23 protein-coding genes and 1 pseudogene are annotated in these 26055 nt (G+C 70.4%); 9 read left to right on the top strand and 15 right to left on the bottom strand.

The window, feature by feature from the left end; genetic code table 11:
• Window positions 1-46: 46 nt before the first annotated feature.
• Complete coding sequence (locus POL72_RS04435) at window positions 47-433, top strand: MAPEG family protein (protein ID WP_272093748.1); 387 nt, start codon at window positions 47-49, stop codon at window positions 431-433.
• Between the two features lie 39 nt (window positions 434-472).
• Here POL72_RS04435 and POL72_RS04440 read toward each other — a convergent pair whose 3' ends face one another.
• The 4 genes from POL72_RS04440 to POL72_RS04455 all read right to left on the bottom strand — a co-directional run bounded on the left by POL72_RS04440 (window position 473) and on the right by POL72_RS04455 (window position 4347).
• Complete coding sequence (locus tag POL72_RS04440) at window positions 473-1540, bottom strand: MBL fold metallo-hydrolase (RefSeq protein ID WP_272093749.1); 1068 nt, start codon at window positions 1538-1540, stop codon at window positions 473-475.
• Entirely contained in the window at window positions 1537-2112 is a 576-nt protein-coding gene (locus POL72_RS04445; protein ID WP_272093750.1) for a TetR/AcrR family transcriptional regulator, read from the bottom strand. The genes POL72_RS04440 and POL72_RS04445 overlap by 4 nt, the downstream gene beginning before the upstream one ends.
• Window positions 2113-2523: 411 nt before the next feature.
• The gene (locus tag POL72_RS04450; RefSeq protein ID WP_272093751.1) at window positions 2524-4059 is read right to left on the bottom strand and encodes a dockerin; all 1536 of its coding nucleotides are present in this window, start codon (window positions 4057-4059) and stop codon (window positions 2524-2526) included.
• Between the two features lie 123 nt (window positions 4060-4182).
• On the bottom strand, window positions 4183-4347 hold the full coding sequence (locus tag POL72_RS04455) for a hypothetical protein (RefSeq protein ID WP_272093752.1): 165 nt from the start codon (window positions 4345-4347) through the stop codon (window positions 4183-4185).
• Window positions 4348-4547: 200 nt separating this feature from the next.
• On the opposite strand from POL72_RS04455, the gene POL72_RS04460 reads away from it, so the two are divergent.
• Window positions 4548-6761, top strand: a complete 2214-nt coding sequence (locus POL72_RS04460; protein ID WP_272093753.1) for a hypothetical protein — start codon at window positions 4548-4550, stop codon at window positions 6759-6761.
• 52 nt (window positions 6762-6813) lie between these two features.
• Here POL72_RS04460 and POL72_RS04465 read toward each other — a convergent pair whose 3' ends face one another.
• Both POL72_RS04465 and POL72_RS04470 read right to left on the bottom strand, forming a co-directional pair.
• Window positions 6814-8469: a bifunctional metallophosphatase/5'-nucleotidase gene (locus tag POL72_RS04465; protein WP_272093754.1), complete on the bottom strand. Its 1656-nt coding sequence runs from the start codon at window positions 8467-8469 to the stop codon at window positions 6814-6816.
• Between the two features lie 196 nt (window positions 8470-8665).
• Window positions 8666-9052 (bottom strand): VOC family protein, encoded by a 387-nt coding sequence (locus tag POL72_RS04470; RefSeq protein ID WP_272093755.1) that lies wholly within the window; start codon window positions 9050-9052, stop codon window positions 8666-8668.
• 550 nt (window positions 9053-9602) lie between these two features.
• On the opposite strand from POL72_RS04470, the gene POL72_RS04475 reads away from it, so the two are divergent.
• The 3 genes and pseudogenes from POL72_RS04475 to POL72_RS51130 all read left to right on the top strand — a co-directional run.
• Window positions 9603-9914 carry a hypothetical protein gene (locus POL72_RS04475; RefSeq protein ID WP_272093756.1) on the top strand — a complete coding sequence of 104 codons (312 nt, stop codon included), beginning with the start codon at window positions 9603-9605 and terminating at the stop codon, window positions 9912-9914.
• Window positions 9915-9927: 13 nt separating this feature from the next.
• On the top strand, window positions 9928-10353 hold the full coding sequence (locus POL72_RS51560; protein WP_373372158.1) for a DUF6968 family protein: 426 nt from the start codon (window positions 9928-9930) through the stop codon (window positions 10351-10353).
• Between the two features lie 62 nt (window positions 10354-10415).
• Window positions 10416-10538, top strand: a pseudogene (locus POL72_RS51130) (transposase); the annotation flags it as partial.
• Between the two features lie 606 nt (window positions 10539-11144).
• On the opposite strand, the gene POL72_RS04485 reads toward POL72_RS51130, so the two are convergent.
• The 7 genes from POL72_RS04485 to POL72_RS04515 all read right to left on the bottom strand — a co-directional run bounded on the left by POL72_RS04485 (window position 11145) and on the right by POL72_RS04515 (window position 17340).
• The gene (locus POL72_RS04485; protein WP_272093757.1) at window positions 11145-11975 is read right to left on the bottom strand and encodes a hypothetical protein; all 831 of its coding nucleotides are present in this window, start codon (window positions 11973-11975) and stop codon (window positions 11145-11147) included.
• 269 nt (window positions 11976-12244) lie between these two features.
• Complete coding sequence (locus POL72_RS04490) at window positions 12245-12643, bottom strand: DUF6531 domain-containing protein (protein ID WP_272093758.1); 399 nt, start codon at window positions 12641-12643, stop codon at window positions 12245-12247.
• 143 nt (window positions 12644-12786) lie between these two features.
• Window positions 12787-14322, bottom strand: coding sequence for a sensor histidine kinase (locus tag POL72_RS04495; protein WP_272093759.1), 1536 nt, complete (start codon window positions 14320-14322; stop codon window positions 12787-12789).
• 12 nt (window positions 14323-14334) lie between these two features.
• Window positions 14335-15033 (bottom strand): response regulator, encoded by a 699-nt coding sequence (locus POL72_RS04500; RefSeq protein ID WP_272093760.1) that lies wholly within the window; start codon window positions 15031-15033, stop codon window positions 14335-14337.
• Window positions 15030-15722 (bottom strand): hypothetical protein, encoded by a 693-nt coding sequence (locus tag POL72_RS04505; RefSeq protein ID WP_272093761.1) that lies wholly within the window; start codon window positions 15720-15722, stop codon window positions 15030-15032. Before POL72_RS04505 ends, POL72_RS04500 begins: the two co-directional genes overlap by 4 nt.
• Window positions 15719-16624: a hypothetical protein gene (locus tag POL72_RS04510; protein WP_272093762.1), complete on the bottom strand. Its 906-nt coding sequence runs from the start codon at window positions 16622-16624 to the stop codon at window positions 15719-15721. Before POL72_RS04510 ends, POL72_RS04505 begins: the two co-directional genes overlap by 4 nt.
• Window positions 16621-17340 carry a hypothetical protein gene (locus tag POL72_RS04515; RefSeq protein WP_272093763.1) on the bottom strand — a complete coding sequence of 240 codons (720 nt, stop codon included), beginning with the start codon at window positions 17338-17340 and terminating at the stop codon, window positions 16621-16623. Before POL72_RS04515 ends, POL72_RS04510 begins: the two co-directional genes overlap by 4 nt.
• Before the next feature lie 357 nt (window positions 17341-17697).
• Between POL72_RS04515 and POL72_RS04520 the strand changes: the two genes are divergently transcribed.
• Window positions 17698-18873 (top strand): LLM class flavin-dependent oxidoreductase, encoded by a 1176-nt coding sequence (locus tag POL72_RS04520; RefSeq protein WP_272093764.1) that lies wholly within the window; start codon window positions 17698-17700, stop codon window positions 18871-18873.
• 191 nt (window positions 18874-19064) lie between these two features.
• Window positions 19065-20882, top strand: coding sequence for a M23 family metallopeptidase (locus POL72_RS04525; protein WP_272093765.1), 1818 nt, complete (start codon window positions 19065-19067; stop codon window positions 20880-20882).
• A 63-nt stretch (window positions 20883-20945) separates the two neighbouring features.
• Here POL72_RS04525 and POL72_RS04530 read toward each other — a convergent pair whose 3' ends face one another.
• Window positions 20946-21557 (bottom strand): hypothetical protein, encoded by a 612-nt coding sequence (locus POL72_RS04530; RefSeq protein WP_272093766.1) that lies wholly within the window; start codon window positions 21555-21557, stop codon window positions 20946-20948.
• A 189-nt stretch (window positions 21558-21746) separates the two neighbouring features.
• Entirely contained in the window at window positions 21747-22007 is a 261-nt protein-coding gene (locus tag POL72_RS04535; RefSeq protein WP_272093767.1) for a hypothetical protein, read from the bottom strand.
• 370 nt (window positions 22008-22377) lie between these two features.
• Between POL72_RS04535 and leuA the strand changes: the two genes are divergently transcribed.
• Together leuA and POL72_RS04545 are read left to right on the top strand one after the other, a co-directional pair.
• Window positions 22378-24069: a 2-isopropylmalate synthase gene (gene leuA, locus POL72_RS04540; RefSeq protein ID WP_272093768.1), complete on the top strand. Its 1692-nt coding sequence runs from the start codon at window positions 22378-22380 to the stop codon at window positions 24067-24069.
• A gap of 408 nt (window positions 24070-24477) precedes the next feature.
• A complete protein-coding gene (locus POL72_RS04545; protein WP_272093769.1) occupies window positions 24478-26049 on the top strand; it encodes a glycoside hydrolase family 43 protein in 1572 nt (523 codons plus the stop codon).
• The last annotated feature ends 6 nt before the right edge of the window (window positions 26050-26055 follow it).

Raw genomic sequence — 26055 nt, forward strand, 5'->3', positions numbered from 1 at the left:
GAGTCGCTCCACGCTCCGAGGAGCCTGTGCGCTCGAGAGGGATCCGATGACCATTCCGATGACTTGCGTCTTCATCTCACTTCTCTTGATCTACGTGGCCCGCCTGTTCGTCGCCAAGGCGCAGTCACAGCAGCCCGAGGGCCTGGACAACCACAACCCGCGCGACCAGCAGGCCAAGCTCACCGGCGTCGGGCGCCGCGCCCTCGCCGCCCACCAGAACGGCTTCGAGGCGTTTGCGCCCTTCGCCGCCGGCGTCTTCACGGCCCACCTCGCGGGCGCCGACGCTCGCTGGAGCGCCATCCTCGCCGTCACCCACGTCGCCGCGCGCGTTCTCGTCATGTACCTCGCCGACAAGGCGTCTGCCCGGACCGCGGTCTGGATCATCAGCTTCGCCGCCACGGTGGGCCTCTTCCTCCTGAAGTGGCTGGTCTGAACGCCGCAGCGCCGGCGCGGCGGGGGCGCCGCGGCAGGCTCAGCGCGGCAGGGGCATCCACGCGCCGTCCGTCGGGACGTGGATCTGCGCGGGCAGGTTCTTCGCGGCGGCGCGCTGGGTGAACGCCGTCACCGGCTCGCGGTAATGGGCGAACGTGGTGTGGTGGATAGGGATCACATGGCGGGCGCGGAGCAGCGCGGCGGCGGCGACCGCCTCTTCCGCGTCCATCGTGCGGAGGCCGCGCGCGCCGTCGACGCCGACCGCGCCGAGGTGCGGTAGCCACAGATCGATGGGCGCAAAGCGAGCCGCCACCGCGCGCATCGGGTCGGTGAAGACCGAATCGCCGGTCCAGTAGATCGAATAGGGCGTCGCGCCCTCCCAGCGGAGCACATACCCGTTGCCCTTGCCGAGCGTCGCGTCGAGCGCCGCGTCGTGGGTGTGGTTCGCGGGCACGGCGAGGATCCGCAGGCGCCCGGCGCGGGTCGGGAGGACGGTCTCCTGGTCCCAATCGAGCGGCGTCAGCTTCGTGAATCCGGCGGCGCGCGCCGCCTCGACCGCGTCGGGGGGGAGGACGAAGGTGACGTCCTTCGGGAGCGTCTCCTTCGCGACGGCGTCGAAATGGTCAGCATGGTTATGGCTGAGGAGGATGACGTCGAGGTGCCCGAGCGGCTCCGCCGGAGGATCGGTGTAGCGGGCGATCGGCGCGTTCTCGACGCCTGTCGACGGGTGTTTGGGGAGCACGAACGCCGCTGGCCCGCGCGGGCCAAGGACGGGATCGGTGAGCAGCCGGAGGCCGTCGCGCTCGAGGATCGCCGTCGGGCCGCCGCGCCACTGGAAGCGCCCGCTCGAGGCCTCGGCCGCGGGGGCCGGCGGCGTGATCGCGGCCGCCGAGCCGGCCGGCGGCGCGCTGGCTCCGCCGCGGTCCGGCGAAGCACAGGCCGTCAGGGAGAGCGCGAGCAGCGCGGCGACGATCGACCCCACGGGCGCCAGCGGCTTGCGCGGGCGACCCGTCGAGGGCGCGCCCGCGCCGGGCTCCGCCTCGGCGGGCTGCGGGAGCTGCTCGGCACGTCCATTCCACCTGCTCGGGACACCCGTCATCCGGTTCATCGTCGTCGCCTTCCTGGCCGCGCGGTTGCAATGAGGTTCTCGGCGAGGGACCGCGCGCGCGCGGCGGCGCCCGGTCCCCCCTCGCGGACGGCGGTCACGATCGCGCCGTCGATCAGCAACAGGAGCTGCGGCGAAAGCGCGTCGGCGGCCGGCACGCCGGCCTCGCGCAAGAGCCGCTCGAAATAGTCGATGAGCCGCAGCTTGTGGCGCTGCGCGGCCTCGTGCGCGGGGTGGCTCCGGTTCGCGACCTCGACCATCGTGTTGAGGAACGCGCAGCCGCGAAAGTCGTCCGCGGCGAACAGCTCGGCGAGCGCGTCGAAGACCGCGAGCGGCCGGTCCCGCGGATCGCCCGCGAGCGCCTCGACGCGCCCGGCCAGCCACGCGCGAAAGCGCGCGTCGCGCGCCTCGAGCACCGCCACAAGCAGCTCGTCCTTCGTCCGGAAGTGCCGGTAGAACGTGGCCTTGGCGACGTCCGCCTCGGCGATCAGGCGATCGACGCCGACGGCGCGGTACCCCTCGGCGTAGAAGAGGCGCTCCGCGACCTCGAGGATATGGCTACGCGCATCCCGCACGACCCTGCTTTAGACAGACAGGTCTGTCTTGTCAAGGGCTGCCGGCGCGCGGTCCGCCGAGAAGGCCGGCGACGCGCGCCCGAGGTGCTGCCCCGAGGCGCCGCCGGAAGGCACCAACCAGCCCTGCGGCACGGTCTCCACGAGCGTGCGGTTCAGGCGATAGGCCGGATCCGGACGGGCGCGGCCGACCACCGCGACGAGCGCCTCGTCGGCAGCCCCGCTCGAATGCGATCGACAGCGACGCTCGGACGAGGAGAGGTCGAACCACCGAGGCACCAAGAGAAGAGGAGGACTCTATTGTTTCTTCTTCCGGCGTCCTCGGCGCCTCAGCTCTGGCCCTGTGCGTCGAGCACCCGGCGCGGCCGAGCGCCGGTGCGCGGCGGACAACCCCCTCACACCGGCGCCGCGCCGTCAGGGGACGCTCATCTCGAACGCCACGCTGTAGTTCGGCTGAGCCTTGCCCGTCGTCGATCCGACGAACGGATCGGAGTCGCGCAGCTGACCCCAGCGGATCGTGCCGCCCGTCATCGACGTCCCGTCGGTCGTCATCGCATAACCGACCATCACGCCGGACGCGGGGAGGTTCCGCGCGGTGATCTGCACCGAATCGCCGGCGATCTCCACGCCGCTGATCTGGATCCGGGTGTTGCCGCTCCAGAGCTCGAAGCCGCGGCCCTGCGCCCACTCCGTGAACGCGGTCTGGTGGGGAGACGGCAGCGCGCTGTCCCAGGCGAGCGGCGGCACCGGGACATGGAAGTGCACGGTGACGACGTTGCCGCTGCGCTCGACGCGCGTCGGCTGGAGCGGCTGCCAGTCCTTCCCGAGGACGACCTTCTCGAAGTAGATCTGGCCGAATTTCTCGCCGAGCTGCTGGTACCCGTTCGCGTTCAGGTGGATGTGATCGTTCGCATACGGGTACTGGTACTTCGGACCCGAGCAGACGATATCGCCAGGGTGATCCACGCCGACGCGCCACTGCGCCTGCGTCGACGTCGACCGCGTGCCAGCGTCGGTGTGCACCGAGTTCTGCTGGGACACGAGCAGGGGGATGCTCCGCGACTGGCCGGTGATCCGGAGGACATCCTGGTTGTAGTCGGACCACAGCTTTGCCAGCTCGTCCCCGTAGGTCGCGCTGCCGGCGTCGGCCTCGCCGTGCGTGATCACGATGGCGCCGACGCCGTACGTCTTGCCGGCCTCCCTGGCGAGCCGCGCGATGGCCTCCGCCTCGAACAGCGTCGCCGCGTAGGCGCGGCCCATCGACGTGTCGCCCGAGGCCGTCTGGGTGGCCCCCTTCCGGAGGACGCTCATCGGCTGCCCGCTCTCCCCGACGACGGTGTGCACCGTGATGTGATCGCCGCCAGCGGCGGCCTCCGCGAGGGACGAGATCTGGTCGGCCATCGCCGTGTGGGGCGTCTCGCCATAGATGTTCTTCGGGTAAGCGCTGGGGTAGGTCGTCGCGAACGCGCGGATCGGCTCGACGAGCGGCACCAGGGTGAGGGACGTCTTCGCCGCGTCGAAGGGGGGCACGCTCGTGTCCCCGAGGGACAGCTTCAGGTTGTGAAAGCGCTGCGTCGTGGTGCGAGGGGGCGTGCCCTCCGCGCCGACCGAGAGGCTCTGTCCCGTACCGACGATGCCGGTCCAGTCCCAGAGCGGCGCCGGCGGCGCGCCGCCGCCCCCTTCGCCTGCACCGCCGGTGCCCGGCGCGCCCCCGCCCCCTTCGCCTGCACCGCCGGTGCCCGGCGCGCCGCCGGAGCCGCTCGCGCTGCTCGTCGCGCCCTGACCGCCGGCGCCGCCGGAGCCGCTCGCGCTGCTCGTCGCGCCCTGACCGCCGGCGCCCTGACCGCCGGCGCCGGAGGACGACCCGTCCGACGAGTCGCATCCGAACGCCGCGAGGAGGAGAGCGAGAGTGCCTGACGAACCAAGGCTCAAGAACGAAGATTGTCGCATGATGGCTCCTTGCCGCTGCACGAGCGGACCGGGTGATTGCGCGGCCCGGAGCGTCGCTCGTCAGGCCGCGTGGAGGAAACCAGGACCGGCCATACCACGGAGGCGCAGAAAAACTGAACCGATTCAGTTGATGGGGACCTCCACCTCGGTCGGAAGCTCCGCCGGGGCGTCGAGCTCGGGGGGCAACCGCCCTCGAGGGTCGACGGCGCGGCGGCGGGGACCAAGCCAGGCGCTCACCTTCTCCCGCCTCGGCGGCCCGGAGCTGGTGCGCCGGAAGGAGCGCGCCATGTCTGCACGCCGTGATCGAGGGCTGGCTCGGTGCGACAGTACACATCTCCGAGCACGTGCTACGGTCGCTCCCGATGCATGCCAATGCAGCGTTGCACGACGCCCTCGCGGAGTTTTTCGCTCTCTTTTCATCAAGTTTCCTCCAACGAGCGAGCGAAGTCCCCCCGTTCACCGCGAGGCTCGTCGGGACGTCGATCGAAGTGACCCTCCAGGCAGGCGAGGGCGGGACGACTGTCATCCGCCAGCGAGGCTCCGCCCTCTATCTCCTCGCCGGGCGGCTCTGGGCCGAGGCCCGCGTGAGCGAGGGGCACGGCCTCCGCTGCCTGCTGCCGACGCTCACCCCTTACCCCCTCAGCTTCTCCACGCAATGGAACAACTGGCAGAACCTCCAGCAGGCGGCGCTGCCCGCGGTGGGCCGGATCGCGCTCGCGCTCGATGACGATGCGCACGAAGAGGCGGTCCTCCTCCTCCGGCACGTCCTTGACGTCGACTCCGGCTATTGGCTCGAGCTCGAGCGCGCCGTGCCGAACGGGCTCCGGAAAGAGGTCCTCGCGAAGCTGTCCGAGCTCGAGGAGCGGACCCGCTCGACCTCCTCGCTCGGCGGCCACCTGAAAGCGCTCGCGCCTCACGCCGGCAGCAGCGATCCTCGCGAGCGCCTCTTCGTGGCCAAGCACTATCGAAGCACCACGAAGCACCTCTCGAACGACAATCACCTCACGTTCATGAAGAACATCCAGCCTGCGCTCGAGGCGTGGCTGAACGAGGGGGACGGCGCCGTCTTCGAGACGGCTGTCGGGATCGCCGAGATGATCGGGTACAAGCTGTTCGAGCGCGGCGCTTACGCCGAGGCCGAGCCGTGGCTGTCGGCGGCGCTCGACGCGGGGATCGCAAGCGCCGAGCTGCTCCGCGCCCGCTGGGAATGCCGGCTCTACCGCGGGGACGAGCGCGCCGCCGCGGAGGACTGGCGCGCGGCCGAGCCGATCGACGACCCGGCGCACGGGCTCTCGCTCGGCTTCTTTCATCGTGGCGACCGGCAAGATCGAAGGGCGATGGGGCTCGCGCGGGTGGCGCGATCCCTCGGGAAGCTCGCGGGCGGGGAGGACCCCTGCCGCGATCGCCCGAAGACAAGAAAAGCCAAGGCCATCTCCGAGACAGAGCGTTCGTCGCTCCTCGCGACGGCGCGCGTGCTCGCCGAGGAGGCGGTCGCGCTCGTCGACGAGCGCGCTCGAGGCGACGAGGCGCGCGCCCGCGCCGGCCAGGGGGTCACGGATCGCGGCTTCGAGGCGCGCATCTTCGCCGCGCGGGCCTTGGTCCGCGAAGGATCGGGAGACACCGCCGGCGCGCTCGACGATTATCGCCGGGCGCGGACGCTCGCCACCGCCGCCGGGCTCTCCTGGCAAGGCGATCTCCACGGGGAGGACATCCGGCGCCTCGAGCGCTCAGGCAAGGCGAACGGCGGCGCGATCCCGGAGAGCTTCGACCCCGATTGGTTCCTCGCGAGCGAGCGCAGCGACGGCGAACGCAGCCGAGCGGCCGCCGTCTGGTGCGCGCAACCCTGGCGGGTGGTCCCCGGCGCTCGCGAGCGCGGCGCGTCGATTTCGATCGCGTTCGCCCTGGTCAAGGCCATCGTCGATCACTCGGCCGCCCTGTGGAAGCTCGGCGAGGCGGACGGCGTGAAGCTGCCCGATCGGCTCGAGCTCGCGCAGCGGGCTCGACCGCTCCTCGATCGCTTCGCCGACCGGCGCGACGCCGACCGCCTGGAGAGCGTCCTCGACGACGCGCACGAGATCGCGTTCGATGTCCTGCCCCGCCATGAAAAGGCCGAGCGCGCCGGCTTCTTCGCCTTCCTGCGAGCGCTCGGCGACGCCGAGGCGATCGACGAGGAGCGGGTCCTCTCCGCGCTCGGCGACGACGCGTGGAGCCGCGTGAGGCGGCATCTCGAGGCCAGGCTCGACAGGCTCGACCCGCTGCGCGACGTCTTCGACGCGACGGTCCACGCCGGCGCGCCGATGGAGGCGGTCGGCGCGGCGCTCGCCGCCTACCAGCAGCTCTTCCGGAACGATTGGGGATCGTTTGCCACGCCGCGGCCGGCGTGGGTGAAGCTCGCCAAGCCGCTCGATCGGGCGGACGGCGCGAAGCTCGCCCCGGCGCTGATCGAGCTCATCCGCCGCGAACAATCCGTGCCAGGTCATTACGGCCTGGCGCGCCTGCCGGCGAAGTCCCTCTGGCCGCTCTTCTACGCATGGCACCCCTCGACCGAGGCATTCCTGCTCGAGGTGCTCGCGCGGAAGCTCGACAATGGAAAGAGCCTTTCCTCGACGCAACGCAAGACGCGCCACGAATGCCTCTCCTGGTTTGCCGACGAGAAAAAGCTCGCCAAGCTCGGCGCGGCGCTGGCGAGGAGAGGCCGGTAGCAGCTCGTCAGGGTCGCCTCGAAACCGAAGCATGATCCCTGGGCCCGATCGATCATCTCTGTGTGCGCGCCGGCGCCGGCTTCTCGCCGAGCTTCTTCTCGAGCGGCGCCCCCTCCGCGCTCTTTTTCTTTTCGATCCAGGCGATCACCGCGTCTCGCCACGAGAGCCCCGTCCCCACGGGCTTCGGATCCTGCGCCGCGAAGACGGCGCCGTCACCGCCCCCGTACATGAAATCGGTGATGATGACCGTGTAGCGCTTCTTCGGATCCATCGGCTTGCCGCCCACGGACCAGCTTCCGTTGGGCGCTTTCTTCGCGCCGGACACGATGAACGACTTCGCCTCGAGATCCTCCGCGAGCGACGCGCCGTCGATGGATACCTTCACCAGGCGGTTGTCGAACGGGAGCACGCTCCAGATCGTCGCGTGCGTGATCGGCCCCCGCGGGATGGTTTGTCGCACGCCGCCTCGGTTCATGATCGCCACGTCGCCGCCCAGCTCGTGGAGCCAGGCGTCGCTCACGATCTTGCCGACGGCCTCCTCCGGCCCGATCCCCCCCTCCGAATAGCCGATGACCTTCCCGAGCGCGCTGTCGACCATCGTTTTCCACGCCGTGACGAGCCGCGCGAGCGGAGGATCCGCTGGGACTTGCGGATCGGTCGCCACGTCGACGATGGAATGGCTGACGGTGACCAGGCGGGCCTGCGGGGGATTGTCGGGGTTGATGGTGATGGCGACGCGGGCGTACTGGTGCAGGCGCCAGCCGGGGCTGATGACGGGCGTGTCGCCCGCGCGCGCGTCGATTCTCCTGTGGCAATGGCCCCCTCCGACGAACGCGAGCCGCCACTCCGGGTGTTTCTCCACGATGGGCACGAGGTTGTCGGGGCATTCGTGCGCGGTCACGACGACGACGTCGGCCGCTCCCTTCTCCCGCGCTTCGTGGATCGCTTTGTCGAGCGAGGCCTCGGTGGGCTCAAACGTGATCCCCTTGAAGCGCTCGGCCATCGCCGCCTTCAGCGTATCTGCTGCGGCGAGCCCCACGACGCCGATCTTCACGCCCTTGCGCTCGAAGACCTCGTACTGCCGGATGGCGAGCTCGCCTGCGAGCTTCGCGTCGTCGATCTTCACGTTCGCCGCGAGGTAATGCAATCGCGCGAGGTCACGGAGCTTCGTGAATTGAGGCACGCCGAAATCGAACTCGTGATTGCCGAACGCCGAGGCGGCATAACCCATGCGACCCATCGCGCTCGCCATGGACTCGCCGTTGAAATACGTCGAGATGGCGGGGCCGGTGAAATTGTCGCCGCCCGAGAGGAGGAGCGTGCGCGGTGAGGTGCAGTCCTCGGGCGCGGCGGGCGTGAGCGCTCCTGCCGCCTCGATGCCCGCGGGAACGGGCCCTGGGCAATGCCCTTCGTACTTCACGAGCCTCCCGAGCAGCTCGGCCGCGCCTCCGCGGCTCACGCCGTCGTTGGACAGACTCTCGATCCAGCCGTGCTCGTCCGACGTGTAGAGCAGCGTGACGGTGACGTTGCCCCGCGGCTTCACGGCGAGCGGCGGCGGCGTCTCGCTCGGGGGTGTCGCTGCGCCCGCCTCCGTCGAGGAACCCGGCGGTTTCGGGGGTGCTGCCGGGCCCCCCTGAGGCTGGGCAGGGCCGCAAGCCAGGGGAAGCAGGACGGTGCACGAGCCAACGAGCAGGGCAAGCGGGCGCATGGTCGAGCACGATAGTCCAGGCCGGGCGTCGTCGGAACCTCAACCTCGGTGGGCCGGAACCTCAACCTCGGTGGGCGGCGGTGGTGCCTCAGCCTGGGCAGAGCCGGAACCTCAACCTCGGAACCTCAACCTCGGTGGGCGGCGGTGGTGCCTCAACCTGGGTCGGGTCTCGGCGCGTCCCAGCGGCGCGTCGCCGTCAACTGTCAGCGCGCGCCGCGGGGAGCGGGCGGCGCCGGCAGCTCACCTCGACGAGGACGTCGCCGGGCGCCTTGAAATAGAACATCACGCCGCGGCCGTTCTCGCTCACGGGGCCGCTGTCGATGCCGGCCGCGACGATCGCCGCGTGTTTGTCGTACACAGTGGCCACGTCGCCGACGATGAAGCCGATGTGGAAGCCCTCCGGATAAGGGCCGTCCGCCTCGCGCCGGCGCTGGAGGACGAGCGTGAAGTCGCCGGGCCCCGTCAGGATGGCGATCGCCGGCGAGTGCCGGTTGCCGTGGACCTCGAACTGGAAGTGCCGCTCGAAGAACGCGGCCGTTTCGAGGACGTCGGGGACCTGGAGATCGATGTGATTGAGCTGCATGGGAGCCTCCACGGAGGACGCACGTGCGTCCAGGTGCCGTGGGACCTCACTCCGTGGTGGAGGGGACATGGGCTCCCGTCATGGGAGTGGCCGGGGCTCGCCTGAACCGGCCTACCTCTTTCGGCGAGGGAGAAGATAGCGAAGCGATCGCGACCTGGCAACGTCCCGCGAGACGTCGACGCGCCGGCGTGGCGGTCGAGGGGGGGGCGCTGCGCGCGCTCGGCGAGGCGAGGGGGTGGGCAAGCCGGCTCGGCGCGCGGTCGTTGCCGGGCGGGCGGCGCAGAGAGCGGGGAGCGGCGGTGCTAGCGCGGCGGGCATGGCGACCCCGATCGACCATCGATGGCGCCTCGCATCCCGCCCCGCGAGGCTCGTCGCGGAGGCGACCTTTCGCTGGGTCGAGGAGCGGGCTCCGGCCATCAGCGCCGAGGGACAGCCTCCAGGAGGGGCGTTCCGCTGCCAACGTACGCGCCGGCACTCCGCATCAGCGGTGTTTTCAAGGAGCATCAGCGGCACACCTCGGCTGGCGCAGACGTCGCAAGCGGGAGCAGCCATGAGCGGCAAGCGTTTGATCGCCAGTTTTGCCTTGCTCTCGCTCTCATCCTGCGTAGGTGATTTGAGCGAGAACGCGGCCGACGAGACGAGCGAGGAGCCGAGCTGTGCAACTGCAAGCGAGGGAGCGGACGAGGCCAAGCCGCGAGATACGTTCGAGCTTACCCTGTGCATTGCCATCGCCGCGGACAGGGTGGCGGTCAAGGAGGCATTCTGTCGCTCGCTCACGGAAAGTGACCAACGGGGACGTTGCTGGTCGCATCGCTTCGACAGGCCCATCAAGTGGATCAACTGGTGCATCTACGAATTTTAGCTACCCTGCGTGGGTGGCTCGACAAAAATACAAGGTCATAGCCGTTCGTCGGTATAGCGTCGAAGGTGAATCAGGCCGGGAGATCGTTCTAAAGATCGGCGAACCAATACAGCCGGCCTCACCCAGCGGCTCGTGGACGTGCCCTGTTTTTCTTGATGGGCTGGAGCCAGACATCCAGTATGCCGAAGGGGTCGACGCCGTCCAGGCAATCCAGAGTGCCATGCGGCATGCGCGACACGCGCTAGACAATTGCGGGCTGCCGATCACATGGCTGGGTCAGGAGCCCGGAGACATCGGGCTGCCGCTTCCTATAGATGGTCCGTTTGGGCTCTGGTTTCAGCGCAGACTCGAAAAGCTCGTAGATGATGAAACCGAGCGCGTGGGCGAGATCGTGGCTGCGGTTCTCAAGGAGCGCGCACGGAGGAAGCGCGGGCCTTGAGGCTCGATCGGTCTGGTGCTCCCCCGCTTCCGCGGACACCCCGACGGCACCAGGAGGTAGGGATAGGACGGAGAAGGCGGAGGGCGTTCACGTCCAAGTTCAAGGCGGAGGCGGTACGGCTGGCGAAGGCGGGCGACCGGAGCATCGGACACGTGGCGAAGGACCTCGACCCGACCGAGGTGGCGGAACCTCAACCCCGGTGAGTGACGGCGGTGGCGGCGGTGGCTCCACCTGGGTCGGGCCTCAACGGCCGAGGCGATGGGAGGTCGGCCAGCGGTCGCTCTTCGGTGCGATCCGGAGGGGTCCGGCGCCCCCGTGAACGCTCTGCATTGCGGTCCGGAGGGGGTCCTGCACCCCGGCTGGCGCTCTGGATTGCGGTCCGGAGGGTTCCGGACCCCTCCATCTGGCACAATGAGCTGCGCATCCGGGGGTCGATGGCACAGAAAAACGATATGAACAGCGATGTTTGACGCAACTTGACCCCGGTGAGACGCTCTGGAGAGCGCCGCAGGGGGGTCCGGACCCCGGTGTGTCGCAATGCATTGCGGTTGAGCCAGTGTCGGACCCCCTTCAACTGGCACAGATCGAGGCCGAGGCGGCACAGGGTGAGGCGCTCGTCGCCCGGGAATATGCCGGAGGACGTCGATGGGCACCGGCCGGCGGCGGCGAGAGCCACGCCGTCCGGAGCGTACGGGAGGGTCTGCGGGGGCTTGGCCCCAGGACGGGAGCACGAGGAGGGGACGAGGCGGCAGGAGATTGCGGCGCCGGCGGCGCGCGTCAGGCAGCCGGGATCAGCTATCGGCGGGCGTGGCGGTCGGCGCGCCGGGTTGGAGGGGAACACCGAGCGGGGCGGGCGCCGCGGTGTCGCCCTCGGGCTTGTCGTTCTTCCGGGGCGCGCCGCGGCCGCTCGACCCGACGCTCCAGCTCGCGAGCGGCGCGAGCAGCCGGTCGGAGAGTTCCTGCGTCTCCGGCTCGTCGGGCTCGACGGAGCCCATCACCTTGATCACGTAGGCGCGCAGCGCCTCGGTGAAGGCGGCGAGCGCGTCGCGCACGCTGGGCGGCGCCGCCGCGGCCGTGGCCGCGGGCGCGGTGACGCCGAGCGCCTTGCCGTACGCCGCGTGCGCGGCCTCCAGGGCGGAGAGGAAGCGCTTGCCGCCCAGCGCCTCGATGCGCGCGTCGAGGCCGCTCTTGCGGATGCGCTGGATCCGGAGCTCGCTCTCGGACCACTCCAGAACATACGTGAGCTGGAGGAACTTGAGCCCTCCGGTGAAGAGCGCCGCCTTCAGCGCGCTCGCCTCGGCGGCCTCGGGCGCGCCGGTCGGCAGCTTGGTGTACGCGGTCAGGAAGTCGTGGAGACCGCTCCAGCAATTGTCGAGGACGCGATCGCACTGGACAGCATCCTCGCTCGCCTCCCCTCCCTCGGAAAGCGACACCTGATCGCGCAGCGCCGACGCGAGGTCGTCGTGGCGTGACGCCAGCGCGGCGAGCACCCGCGCGACCCCCTTCGCGAGCTGCTTCTTGGCCGGCTTCGCCGCCGTGAGCAGCTGCTCGCCGAGCGCCATCGCCCCCACGGCCGTGAAGCGGGGGAGCTGGATCACTTCCGATGCGGTGTATTTGCTCATGAGATCACCCTCGTCCGCGGCAGAAGCGCGGGATTGCGCTGGAATGCCAGACGGGCCATCGTGCTCTATCGATGAAATGAAGATGGTTGTCCAGGGATATTTTGACGTGAAGGCGATTTGGAGAAGAAGGTGCGGTGTCGAATTCCTGCTGTGTGGGGGCGAGCTCGGACGAAGGATCGGTGAGAAGGGTGAGAGATGTTGCGGGGATAGCGGGGTTGGCACTGATCTAGCAAACGCGGCGGACGCGCCGCTTCGTCAGCAGCCGTGGTTCAGCGGGGTGAGCCAGCCCGGAGCACGGAGGAGAAGCGCCCGGCAGGCGTCACGATGACGTGGTCGCGAAGGGGTACGTCGGCGCGCGCGATTTCGAGCGGCAGCGGGCCCGGCAGCTCGACGTCGAGCGCGGGATTCGTGAAGACGTTCCCCGTGACTACATCGACGGGGTCACCCTTCGACGCCTTGCCGCTCTTCTTTCCTTTGTGGTGCCGCGGGCACGAGCCACCGTTGGGATCACCAGTCCCGTTGCCGCAAGCGCCTTTGCCACCGCCACCGGTGCCCTTGCCGCCATTCTTGCCATTGGCCTTCTGGTTGCCCCTGCTGCCCTTGCCGCCCTTGCCGCCGCTGCCCCCTCCGCCCCCACCACCGCCGAGGACGAAGACACCGGGGTTCATCCCGGGAATCGCAGGGATATTGGGGACAGGGGCCGTGCGCATGTGCTACCGATTACGGCAGCCCGCCCCGTGCGTCAAACCGCCTGCCGGCGCGCGAACACGCGTCCGCGCGGCGCGGCGCGAGCATCCCTTCCCCGCGCTCCTCACTGCCGCACCGGCAGCTCCACCACGAAGCTCGCCCCCTCCCCCGGCGCGCTCTCCACGGTCACCGCCCCGCCGTGCGCCTCGACGACGCTCTTCACGATGGCGAGCCCCAGCCCCGTCCCGTCGCGGCCCTCGTCGGTCGTGAAGAACCTGTCGAAGATCCTCGGCAGGTGCTGCGGCGGCACCCCCGGCCCGCGGTCACGCACCGAGATCCTCGCCGTCCTCTCCCCTTCCCGCCGCTCCCCGCCCTCCACGGTCACCACCACCGCCTCTCCCGGCGGCGAGAACTTCACCGCGTTGTCGACGAGGTTCAAGAGCGCCGTCTCCAGGTCCGTTTGCCGCGCCCGGAGCAGCCGTGTCCGCATCTCGTACCGCAGCTCCACCGGCTGCCCCGGGCTCGCGCGCCGCTCCACCACGCGCGCCACGAGCGCCTCCAGATCGAGCACCGTCATCGCCTCGCTCGAGGCCTCGATCCGGCTCAGCTCCAGGAGCCTCGACACGAGCCGGTCGAGCCGCGCCACGTCGAGCTCGATGTTCCGCAGGAAGCGCCGCCGCGCCTCGAGATCGTCCGCCGCCCCCTCGTCGAGCAGCTCGGCGGCGCCCCGGATCGACGTCAGCGGCGACTTGAACTCGTGCGCCACATCGGCCGCGAAATCCGAGATGTACCGCAGCCTCGCCCCCAGCCGCTCATTCATCGCGGCGAACGACTCGCCAAGCTCGCGGATCTCGCCGGTCCCCGACACGGGCACCACGACGTCGCGCTCGCCGGCCGCGATGCGCTTCGCCGCGCGCGACAGCTTGCCGAGCGGCCTCGAGATCGACCACGCGAGCGCCAGCGTGACGAGGCCGGTGAACAGGCTCGCGACCACGAGGACCTTGGTGAGTCCCGAGCGGATCCGGTAGAGCTCGACCAGCACCGGCTGCGTCGAGCGGACCACGTAGACCGCGCCGACCACCTGGCCGCCCCACCGGATCGGCTCGGCCAGGAACAGAAACACCGCCAGCTCCTGCTGCCGGACACGCGTCCGCGCCGCGCGGCGCCCGGCGAGCGCCTCGCGCACCTCCGGACGATCCGGGACCTCGGACCAGCGCTCGCGCGCGCCCTTTCCGATCGGCTGCACGTTGTCGGCGAGCTCCCGGAAGTCCGCCGAGCTCGGGCGACGGCCTGCCGTCGGCATGAGCGCGGGGGCCGCCGGCTCGGGCCCCTCGGGCGGGCCGTTCTCGTGCGAGTCCACGACGACCGCGCCCGCCCTGTCGAGGATCCGGACGCGCGTGCGCGTGTGCGTCGCGGCCTGGGTCAAGACGTAGCGGTGATCGAGCGCGCCAAGCTCGACACCCCGGTCGAGATCCGACCCGAGCATCGCCGCGACCAGGACCGCCTGGTTCGCCATGTCGCGCTCCAGCGAGCCGAGGAGCTGCCGCTCGTAGAGGCGCGCGAACTCGAGCCCCGCCACCGGCACGAGCAGCACCACCAGGTTCACGACCAGCAGCCGGACGCGGATCCGGCCGAGCTCCCAGCGCAGGCGCTCGATCATGGCGAGACCCGGCTACGCCCCCTGCAGCTTGTAGCCGACGCCGTGGACGGTCGCGATCGGATCGCCGCCAACCACGCGAAACTTCGCGCGAATCCGGCGAACGTGCGTGTCGATGGTGCGCTCCGTGATCAGGTTGTCGTAGCGGTAGGCCCGCTGCATGAGCTGCCCGCGCGAGAGCACCACCCCGGGCCGCTCGAGCAGCGCGCCGAGCACGCCGAGCTCCGTCGCCGTGAGCGACACCAGTTGCCCCATGTAGCGCGCCTCGTGACGCTCGGTGTCGACCTCGATCGGGCCGTGGCGGAGGACCGCGGCGCGCGCCTCCGCCGGTGCGGGCGCGGGAGGCGGCGCCTCGGTCCGCCGGAGCAGCGCGCGCACCCGCGCCACGAGCTCGCGCGGCGAGAACGGCTTCGTGAGGTAGTCGTCGCCGCCGAGCTCCAGGCCGACGATCCGGTCGACCTCGTCGGCGCGCGCCGACAGGAACAGGATCGGCGTCCTGCTCCCGGCGCGCAGCCGCCGGCACACCTCGAGGCCGTCGAGCTCGGGGAGCATCACGTCGAGCACCACGAGGTCCACCGTGCCCGCCCCCGCCGCCTCGACGGCGGCGCGCCCGTCGGCCACCGCCGTCACGGCGTACCCCTCCTTTTGCAGGGCGTAGAGCAGCACCTCGCGGATGCGCGCCTCATCGTCGACGACCAGGATGTGCTTGCTCACGTCGCGATCGGTCCCTCTGTTCCGGCGCCGTGCGCGTCGATCGCCGCGCCGAGGCCCTCCACGCGCGCCCAGACCTCGGACACGATACCACCGACGCCCTCGACCGAGGATCCGGCGAAGCGCGCCAGCACGAGCTGCGTGCGCAGCGCCTGGACGAGATCCGCGAGCTCCTCGAGGGCGCGGGCGTCGCGGTCGCGCATGGCCCGCAGGCGCCGGATGTTCTCGAGGTGGAGGTGCGCCGTCGCCAGCGACCGCGCGCCCGCGCCGCCGCCGCCCCGCTCGATCTCCGCGACGCGCGCCGCGGCGGCGCCCTCGTCGAAGCCGCTCTGGCGCAGCAGCGCGTCGAGCTCCGCATGCCGGGAGGCGGCGCGCGCCACCTCGGCCTCGATCCGCGAGGCCGCTTCGCGCGAGAGGAGCGCCTCGAACGAGGTGCCGGCGCAGGCGCTGACCCCCTCGCGCAGCGCGCCCTGGACGCGCGCGGCGGCCTCGCCCGCGGCGCCGCTCACGCGCTCGCTCCCCTCCCCGCGGCCCGCCGTGAGCGCGATGGGCGCCCAGATGGGCCAGAGCGGCACGCAGAGCGCCGCGGAGAGGGCGGCGCGGCGGCGTCCCTCGGGGGAAGCGCGGTACACCGCCACAGCGCACGCGAGCCCAGCGATCAGGTACAGCACCGAGAGATCGCGGAGGCTCATGGCGCCTCCTTCACCCGGTCGCCGCGCTCGGCGCCCCGATCGAGGCCGTCCAGGCCCGCGCCGTCCGCCGGCGGGATCTCCCGCCGGGTCGCGCCGTCCGCCGGCGAAATCTCCCGCTGGGTCGCGCCGTCCGCCGGCGGGACCTCCCGTACGGTCGCGCCGTCCGCCGGCGGGTCATCGACCGGAGCCACGCCATCGCGCCAGGGTCCCTCCCATGGGCGCAGCCCGCCGTGCGAGCGCAGATCGTCGTCGTAGGTGAGCGCGGAGCGAAAGCTCTTCACGAGCGCGTCGGAGAAGCTCCCCTCGCGGGCGCGCAGGAACGGGACCTCCTTCTCGCTCGGCCGCCCGAGGTAGGGCCGGAGGATCCAGGCGGCCTGGCCGCCGACGGCGAAGAAGACCGCCATGAAAGCGACCGCGGTGAGCCAGCGGCCCCGGCCCGCGCCGATGCCCCGCACGAGCACGCCGAGCGCCGCGAGGCCGGCGACGGCGTAGGCGAGCCAGGCGGCGACCGAGGACGCGTGGTAGCCGAGCCCCACGTCGATGGCCAGCCAGAGCACCGGCGCGAACGCGAGCAGCACCAGCGATGAGCGGCCCGCCGACGCGAGCGCAAGCGCGATGACGGACCGCATGGGCCACGGACGCCCGAGCACGGCCGAGAACGCGTGGAGCGCCGGGACCGACAGCGCGAGCGTGATCAGCATCGCCAGCGGCACCTTGACGGCCGCAAAGACGATCTGCTCGCTGCCGCGGAAGCTCCCGATCACGCCGCCGAACACGGCCGAGCCGAGGGCAATCGCGCCGAGCGACGCGAGCGCGATGGCGCGGATGTCCCTGTCTTCTCGGCAGCTCGCGGCCACCTCGGAGGGCGCCCGGAGGAGACGGCTCACGACGGAGGCGCTCACAGGCCACCCCCCTTCAGGATCGGGAGCATCCCCCACCACACGCGCAGCGCGAGCACCACGGCGAACGCCGCGAACAAGACGAGCGCCGCGGTCGTCCCCGATACACCGGCGAGATCGTCTTTGCGCTGAAGCACCGCGCCGAGGTCGCGCAGCAGGATGCAGATGCCGACGGCGCCGCCCACCGCGAGGCCGAGCAGCCCCATGAGGGCCGCGGTCGCGTCCGCGCCGCTCGTCACGACGAAGAGCGCCGAGGCGGGCGCGAGGCCGCCGAGCACGAGGCCCGTCGCGGCGGCGGCGCGCGCCGTCGCCGACAGCGCGCGCGGCGGGTCGAGCGGCGCGTCGAAGAGCGTCAGCACGATCGTGAGCGCCGGAACGCCGACGCAGGCGACGGCGATCAGCGCCGCAGGGACGCCGGCCGCGTGGCGGACGAACGACACGCCGCCCTGCCGCGCGCCGAGCGAGAGGCCGTACAGCGAGGCGAGGCCGAGGCCAACGCCGAACCGGGACAGCTCCTCGCGGAGCGAGACCGAAGGCCGCTCCGCGAGGAGGGCAGCCGTCCAGCTGCGGTGCCCCGCGCCCGCGGTGGGCTCCGCAGCGGGGCTAGACACGGGGGCCGCGGGGGCGTCGCCCCGACGCTCCACGGGCTCTTCTGCGCCGGTGTCCGTGCCGGACTCGGGCGATGACGTTACGGGGAGACAGGTAGCTTGCGCCTGCACGAGGACCTCCATCGGGGTGAGCGCTGCGCGGCCTGGTCACGGCCGCCGCAGACCTCGATGGACGTACCCCCCGGGTGAGGCGCACCCGCGCGCCCGACGAGGAACAAACACGGAGAGGTTGTGGCGAAGATGTGGCGATCGCCCGCGGCCTCCGGAGCGCCCCGTGGCCCGGAGCGCCGGCCCCGAGGAGCCCTCAACAGGAAGTCTCCCGCGACGGTCTACACGCACATCACAGCCTCTGAGCGCCCGATGCCGGCGATCCGTCGACATGTACATCGGTGTGCGGCAAACCACACATTGCCGTTTTGTACGCGACGGATCGATGCTTGGCGCGCAGCACTCGCGAGGGAGGAAGTAATGAAGATCGACCTGTTCACAGAGATGCAGAGTCCCCGTCCGTGGTCGGAGGACCACGAGCACCGGATCATCATGAACACCCTCGAGCAGGCGAAGCTCGCCGATCGGCTCGGGTACGGCTGCTGGTGGCAGGTCGAGCACCATACGGCCGAGGAGTTCAGCTACTCGTCGGCGCCGGAGGTGATGCTCGCGGCGATCTCGCAGCACACGACGTCGATGCGGCTCGGGCACGCCTCGGTGCTGTCGCCGTTCCGGTTCAACCACCCCATCCGCGTCGCCGAGCGCGCGGCGATGCTCGATCACCTGAGCGGCGGGCGCCTGGAGCTCGGCCTGGCCCGCTCGACCATCCCGGAGTGGCGCACGTTCAACATCCCTCCGGACCGGACGCGCGATCAGATGCAGCAGGCGTTCGAGATGATCCCGAAGATGTGGACGCAGGAGCGGTTCTCCTGGAAGAGCGAGGACGCCGAGATCAACAACGTGCCCATCATCCCGAAGCCGTACCAGAAGCCCCACCCGCCCCTCTGGCAGGCCTGCTCGAGCCTGGCCTCGTTCGAGCAGGCCGGGCGCAACGGGGTCGGCGCGCTCGGCGTCACGCTGTGGGCGCCGCCCGACCAGGTGAAGGAGTGGATCGGCATCTACCGCGAGGCCATCCGCCGGTGCGAGCGGCCCGTGGGCGCCTTCATCAACAACCAGGTCGGGTTCTTCACGTTCGCTCACTGTGCCGAGACGGACCAGCAAGCCATGGAGAACGGCGCCGCCTCCGCGGCCGCGTGGTACACGAACGGGTCCTTCACGTTCTTCGAGGCGAAGGAGCACTTCCTGCGGACCCACGCCGAGGAGCAGGCGCTGGCCAAGGACCCGGCGGGCGGCGGCCTCGTGGGCCAGCTCCTGCGCGACCGCGCGGGAAAGACGCCGGCCGAGACCAAGGCCAACGCCGTCCTCGCCCGCATCATGCAGAACGAAGACGTCCCGAACGAGGAGGTGTTCGACGCCCTGAAGGAGCAGAACTCGCTCATCGTCGGCAGCCCGGAGACGTGCCGGCAAAAGATTAAGTTCTACCAGGACCTCGGCATCGATCGCCTGCTGAGTTTCCAGCAGGTCGGGCGCCTGTCGCACGAGCAGGTCATGAGCAGCATCCGCCAGATCGGCAAGCTCATCCCCGAGTTCGAGTAGAACGGCAAACAGGTCGAAGATCGTCTGATTCCACGGCCAGAGGCGCGCGCCGGCAGGGGCGTAGGCCGCAGCCTCCAGGGGCTGCAGGCAGCAGCCTCCAGGGGCTGCCCTGCGGGGGCATCCGGCGCGCGCGCTGCGCGGAGAGGCGTGGGTGCGAGGCGGCGGCACGTGAGGTGCAATGCGCCCACGGCATGAACACGCGCCCCCTCTTCTATCGAATCCTCACCGCGGCGACGATCCTCTCGGGCTGCGCCTATGACGAGCTCACGACGGAGAGCGTCGAGAGCGTGAGTGAAGCCTACCGTGTGAACGACGCCGCCCTGGCCTGCGGGACGCCGAACACCAACCTCGGCGAAGACCTGAATACGAGCGGAGCGAACGCCGAGCTCCAGGAGTGGACGGACAGCCTCCAGGCCATGCCGAGCTCGGCCACCAAGACCGACCTCTTGAACCGGCTGCTGACGAACATCCAGGGGCCGGCGACGGCGTTCCCCGACGCCGCGGCCCGGGAGACGTTCCTGCGCAACGTGCGCGCGCCGCTGCCCATGAGCCTGCCCTACGGCCCCCAGAGCACAGGGAACCAGGTCAGCCTGGGGCAGGGCTGGATCTACGGCGGCGGCGGCAGCCACCGGGGCCTGGACATCGGGCGCGCCGCCTCGGGCTCGGAGGATCCGAGCTTCGATGTCCTGGCCGTGGCGGACGGCAGGGTCATCGGCGTGTACTTCGACGGACCTCCCGGCGGCGGCGGCAACACCGTCATCATCGAGCACACGGGCGAGAACGGGAAGAAGATCTACTCGCTTTACATGCACCTGCGGAACGGAGCGACGAACGACGCAAGCGCCGTGAAGAACATCAGCTGCGGCGCCTCGGTGGCGTGCCAGCGCTATCAGCTGGCCGCGAACAAGTCTCCCCTGGCGAAATGGTGGGGCAAGGAGTCGGACACGATCCCCGTGAAGCCCGGCCAGCTCGTCAAGCGGGGGACCAAGATCGCGCGGGCGGGGAGCAGCATGACGGTCATGGACACCCTGGACGCGAACGGCGTCTCCTCGGCCGACTGGGGCAACATGCACTTGCACGTCTACATCGCCGTCCCCAAGGGCACCACGGCGCCGAACGACAAGATCGCGGTAGAAGTGGACGCCTTCGGCGCGTACCAGAAGGCCAACGGCTGCTATGTCGAGGATCCGCTCACGGAGACCGATCAGCCGACGTACTACTCGCGGCTGTTCGCGCCGTTCCTGCCCGACTTCCACGACCTCGGCTGGAAGCCGTTCACCGACTACCCGGATTACCTGAGCGGGATGGGCTATGCCCCGGCGACGCTCAGCTTCTACAACGAGGGCGGCTTCAAGGTGACGGGCTCCTACCAGCACTCGACGACCGGCTTTTTCCTGCAGGTCGGCGTCGGCGGCTCCAAGATCGCCGAGAACGACGGCGCGAACGAGGCGTGGGTGCCGCGCGAGACCCGGATCCGGATCGACGGCAGCGGAAGCCCCGTCTACGACTTCACCGCCACGCCCAGGCAGTCCGGCGAGCAGACGGCGTTCTGGCACCAGCTCACCCAGGCCCAGCTCGACAGCCTGTACAACGTCTATGTCGTCAATGGCGGCTATGGCATCGGCGACTTCTTCCCGTACCGCGTGGCCGGCGTGCAGTACTATGCGGTGCTGTTCACGACGAGCGCGAGCACATCGAACTGGCTGACGTACGGCCGGTCGGCGGCGCTGGTCCAGAGCGACATCGCGGGCATCCCCGCGGGCCTGCAGGTCGGCCAGGTGGTCGCCGACACCACGTGGAGCCCGGCGAAGTTCAGCATGCTCGCGGTCCCCGCCGCGGGCTGCGCGCCGCACGCGTACGTCGACACGTCGACCCTGGTATACCCGGTGTACGCCGCCCAGGAGGCCTCGCTCGGGTACAAGCTGCAAAGCGTGCAGGTGTACAGCGGCGGCTCCAGGTTCAACGCGGTGTTCGGGAAGGCGTCGGGCGCCTGCCACGCGCACCCCTGACGGCGGCAAGGGGCAACAGATCCGCCGCCGTCACGGTCGAGCGGCATAGGGAAGGTCGCTCGATCAAAACCGACCGACGAGGCCGAGGCCGGCGCTGCTCGGGCCGAGCGCCACCGGCGCCGGGAGCACGAACGGCTGGCTGACGTCGTCGCGGACCAGCACACTTCGCGGCACGAGGAGACCCGGGACGAGCAGGGCGGCTCCCGTGATCTGGACGAGCCCGTCGAGGACGAGCGCCATGGTCTCGAGGTCGTCCTGCCGGGTCGTGGCCAGCGTGATGAAGGGGCCCGCGCACGGCACGAACAGCGCCGCATACCCCGGGGATCCACGGTACACCGCGTCGCCGCCGCCGATCGCGGTGAACAGGTAGACGGTTCCGAAGACGATCGCGCCGCTGATCAAGAGCCCCTTCCGGACGCGCGTCTCCGGATGATAGCCGGGCAGCACCGGCTCGCCCTCCCTCCAGGGGAGCACCTTCGGGCCCACCGCGGGCAGGGCGCCGTGGAAGCCCGGAGGCGGAGGAGCCTGCGGCGCAGGCAGGGATTGTGTCTGCATGGCCGGCGCAGCAGGCGGTGCGCCGTCGTCCGCGCGCGCCTGCCCGGAGCCGGAGGCAGAGACAACGACCCCGGTCGCGACAGCGAGCGACCATCGTTCAAGCGATCGTCGATTCCACATGTCAATCCACCCTCGCTCGCGCTCTCGCATGCGCCGTGACCTCGCGCCCGGAGCGAGCGACAGACGAGGATACACGAGGAGGCTTTGATCGTAGTCTTAACATTCACACTGGCATCCGCGCCCCGCGCCCCGCGCGTCGCAGCACGAGTGTGCGCGCACGCACATGCACCGTCCATGTCCGTCGCGCCGCTACGCACCGGTGGAGCGCGCGATCTCACCCTTCGCGATCGCGTGCAGGCAGGCCGGCACCGCCCGCGCCCCGCTCACGCGCAGGCGCGCGACCATCTGCTCGGTGAGCTTCTGCCAGCCCGGGAGCCCCGCGGCGGCAGAGACGCCGGCCCCCGCGAACACGACGAGCTGCCCGCTCTCGTAGGCCTTGCGGAGGTCCTGGAGCGCCGGGTCGATCGGCACGTCGATATCGCTGCTCGCTCGATCCGCAGCCATCGTCATCGACACTGCGCTACATCTTTGTCGAGCCAGCCGGCATCGCTGTGCTCCGCCCGTTGCGCGCCGGACGAGCGCGGGACGAGCGCCAGCAGCCGCTGCAAGATCACAACGATGCGCGACACGCCTGGCCGCCTCGTATCGCGGCGCTGGACAGGCGCGCGAATGTTCGCTAGGCTGCACCTCGATGTCCGTCCCTCGCGCGCGCTCCCTACGCCCCTGCCTAGGCCTACGGCCCGGGGGCCTTTGCGCGCGCTGCTGACGACGTCGCTCCTCGCAGTACGGCCCCCGTCGGTTTTCTTGGTCCCGATGGGGGTCCCCCGCATCGTCGTCGTGTCGTGACGACTCCCATCGCTAGCTTTCAGGGAGTCCTGTCATGTCCACGATGCCTGTCCACAAGTACAAGCCCTTTCAGCCCATCCATCTGCCCGATCGCCGCTGGCCCGGCCGCGTGATCGAGAGAGCGCCGCGCTGGTGCAGCGTTGACCTGCGCGACGGCAACCAGGCCCTGGTCGAGCCCATGGGCCTCGAGCGCAAGCTCCGTATGTGGCACGAGCTCCTGCGCATGGGGTTCAAGGAGATCGAGGTGGGCTTCCCCAGCGCGTCGCAGCCCGATTTCGACTTCGTGCGCTGGATCATCGATCAGGGGCTCATCCCGGACGACGTGACGATCCAGGTGCTCACGCAGGCGCGCGCCGAGCTGATCGAGCGCACGTTCGAGGCCATCCGCGGGGCGCGCCGCGCCATCGTCCACCTCTACAACTCCACCTCCACGCTCCAGCGGCGCGTGGTGTTCGGCCTGGACCGCGCGGGCATCGCCGAGATCGCCGTGCGGGGGGCCCGGCTGGTGAAGGAGCTCGCGGCGCGGTTGCCCGGGACCGAGGTCGCGCTGGAGTACTCCCCCGAGAGCTTCACGGGCACCGAGCTCGATTTCGCGAAGGAGATCTGCGAGGCCGTGATGGACGTCTGGGAGCCCACCCCATCACGGAAGATCATTCTGAACCTGCCCGCCACCGTCGAGATGTCGACGCCCAACGTCTACGCGGATCAGATCGAGTGGATGCACAGGAACCTGAAGCAGCGCGACAGCATCGTGCTGAGCGTGCACCCGCACAACGACCGCGGCACCGCCGTGGCCGCGGCGGAGCTGGCCGTGATGGCGGGCGCCGATCGCGTCGAGGGCACGCTGTTCGGCAACGGCGAGCGCACGGGCAACGTCGACGTCGTGACGCTGGCGCTCAACCTGATGTCCCAGGGCGTGGATCCCGAGCTCGAGATCCATGATGTCCAGTCGATCAAGGAGACGGTCGAGCACTGCAACCGCCTGCCGGTCCACCCGCGCCACCCGTACGTCGGCGAGCTCGTGTACACGGCCTTCTCCGGCTCGCACCAGGACGCGATCAAGAAGGGGTTCAAGGCGCTGCGCGAGGGCGGGAGCCCGCTCTGGGAGGTGCCGTACCTGCCCATCGATCCGCAGGACGTCGGGCGCAGCTACGAGGCGGTGATCCGCGTGAACAGCCAGTCGGGCAAGGGCGGCGTGGCCTACGTGCTCGAGCACGACCACGGCTACACGCTGCCGAGGGGGCTCGCCGTCGAGGTGAGCCAGGCCGTGCAGCGCAGGGCGGAGCGGACCGAGGGCGAGGTGCAGAAGGCAGAGATCCTGGCGATCTTCGAGCGGGAGTACGTGAACCGCGCGGGGCCGCTCCGCGTCACCCGGCACAGGCGCGTCGGCCAGGGCGCAGACGAACGACACGAGTTCCATGTGCAGATCCGGGGCGTCGCCCACGCGCTGAGCGCCGCCGGCGGCAGCCCGGTCGAGGCGTTCGCGAGCGCGCTCTCGCGCCACGCGGGGATCGCGATCGCGGTGGACGAGCACGCGGCGCACGCGCTCCCGAGGAGCGCCGGCGACGAGACGGCGGCGTACGTGGCCATCTCGGTCGGGCGCAAGCGCAGCTTCGGGGCGGGGACGCACGGGGACGCCGACATGGCGTCGCTCGCCGCCGTCGCGTCCGCGTGGAACCGCGCGCGGCCGGCGGACGCGGCGCAGCTCGCGACGGCAGCGGCGTGAGCTGGCGCGCGGTCGCTCGACGCGCTCAACGCGCTCGACCCCACCGGAGGCGCCCGCGCAGCAGGACGAAGCGTCTGGACGTGGGCGCGCACGGTGCTACCCTCGCGCGCCGACGGCGGAGCTCCTCCGGCGGGTCCCGCTGCGCGGCCACGGACCGCAGATGCGGGAACCAGCAGGGGCGACGTTGCAGACGCCACGTTCCCCTATGATGCCTTCGCCCCCCACGCCGCATCCCGAGCTCGCGCTGCACCCCGAGCTGCCTGTGGCGACGCACCTCCGGTGCCTCACGCCGGCGCGCGAGCGGCGGCGCATGGGCGGGGTGCGTCCCCACGATGCCGAGCGTATCCGTCGAGCGCTGGAAGCAGGACTGGCTGCGCTGGAACACAACGAGACAATCAAGGTGAGTGAATGAGCAAGGTTGAAAATCCGGCACTGAGAGGGTTCAACCCCGATCCGTCGATCGTGCGCGTGGGGGACGACTACTACATCGCGACCTCGACGTTCGAGTGGTTCCCGGGCGTCCAGATCTCCCATTCGAAAGACCTCGTCAACTGGCGGGTGGTCGCGCGGCCGCTGGAGCGGTACTCGCAGCTGGACATGCGCGGCAACCCGAACTCCGGCGGGATCTGGGCGCCGTGCCTGACCTACGCAGACGGCTTGTTTCACCTCATTTACACCAACTCGCGACGCTGGGCGGGGGCGTTCAAGGACGTATACAACTACCTGGTCACCGCGCCTTCCATCACCGGTCCGTGGTCGGAGCCCATCTACCTGAACAGCTCGGGGTTCGATCCTTCGCTGTTCCACGACGACGACGGCCGCAAGTGGCTCGTGAACATGGTGTGGGATCACCGGCCGGGCAACAACGCGTTCGGTGGGATCTTGCTCCAGGAGTACAGCCCCAAGGAGCAGAAGCTCGTGGGTCCGGTGGAGAACATCTTCCGAGGCACCGCGCTGGGGCTCGTGGAGGGGCCGCACCTCTACAAGCGAGATGGCTACTACTACCTGCTGACCGCGGAGGGGGGCACGTTCATCACGCACGCCGCGACGGTCGCGCGCTCTCGCTCGATTCACGGCCCCTACGAGGTCATGCCGAACAATCCGCTCATCTCCAGCGCGTCCCGCCCCGATGTGCGGCTCCAGAGCGCCGGCCACGGTAGCTTCGTGGAGAACAAGGACGGCTCGTGGGCGTTCGCGCACCTGTGCCGTCGGCCGTTGCAGAATGGCCGGTCGACGCTGGGGCGTGAGACGGCGCTCCAGGGCATCACCTGGGTCGAGGGGTGGCCTCGGCTGACCTCGGGCGGGCAGGTTCCGCTGGACGTTTACGAGGGGCCGAACCTGGCTCGCCACGAGTGGCCGAAGACGCCCGAGCGCGACGACTTCGATAAGCCCACGCTGGGCATCGAGTGGCAGTCGCCGCGCGTGCTGCCGGCAGACGTGAGCAGCCTCGCCGCCCGACCCGGGTACCTGCGCCTGATTGGACGCGAGAGCATCACGTCGAACTTCGAGCAGAGCCTCGTCGCGCGGCGCCAGCAGGCCAAACATGTGCAAGCGACGACGTGCATGCAATTCGCCCCTCAGCACTTCCAGCAGATGGCGGGCATCGTCGCGTTCTACAGCACGGACTCGTTCTACTACCTCTACGTCTCACGGGCGGACCACGCCGAGAAGGCCCTGGCGCTCATGAAGTGCGAGCGGGGGAACCTGACGTTCCCGATCGAGAAGGAGTACGTGCTGGACGGGGCGGAGAACATCTTCCTGCGGCTCGAGATCAAGGACGATCGGATATCGTTCTTCTACTCCCGGGATGGCGTCACCTTCCACGCGGTGGGGTGGGAGCACGACGCGTCCATCCTGTCGGACGAACACGCGGTGCCCTGTGGGTTCACGGGCAATTTCGTCGGGATGGCGTGCCAGGACCTGGCCGGCACACGCCTGCACGCGGACTTCGACTGGTTCGACTACCGCGAGATCGGTTGACGCCCG

Source organism: Sorangium aterium, assembly GCF_028368935.1.
Lineage (GTDB): Bacteria > Myxococcota_A > Polyangia > Polyangiales > Polyangiaceae > Sorangium > Sorangium atrum.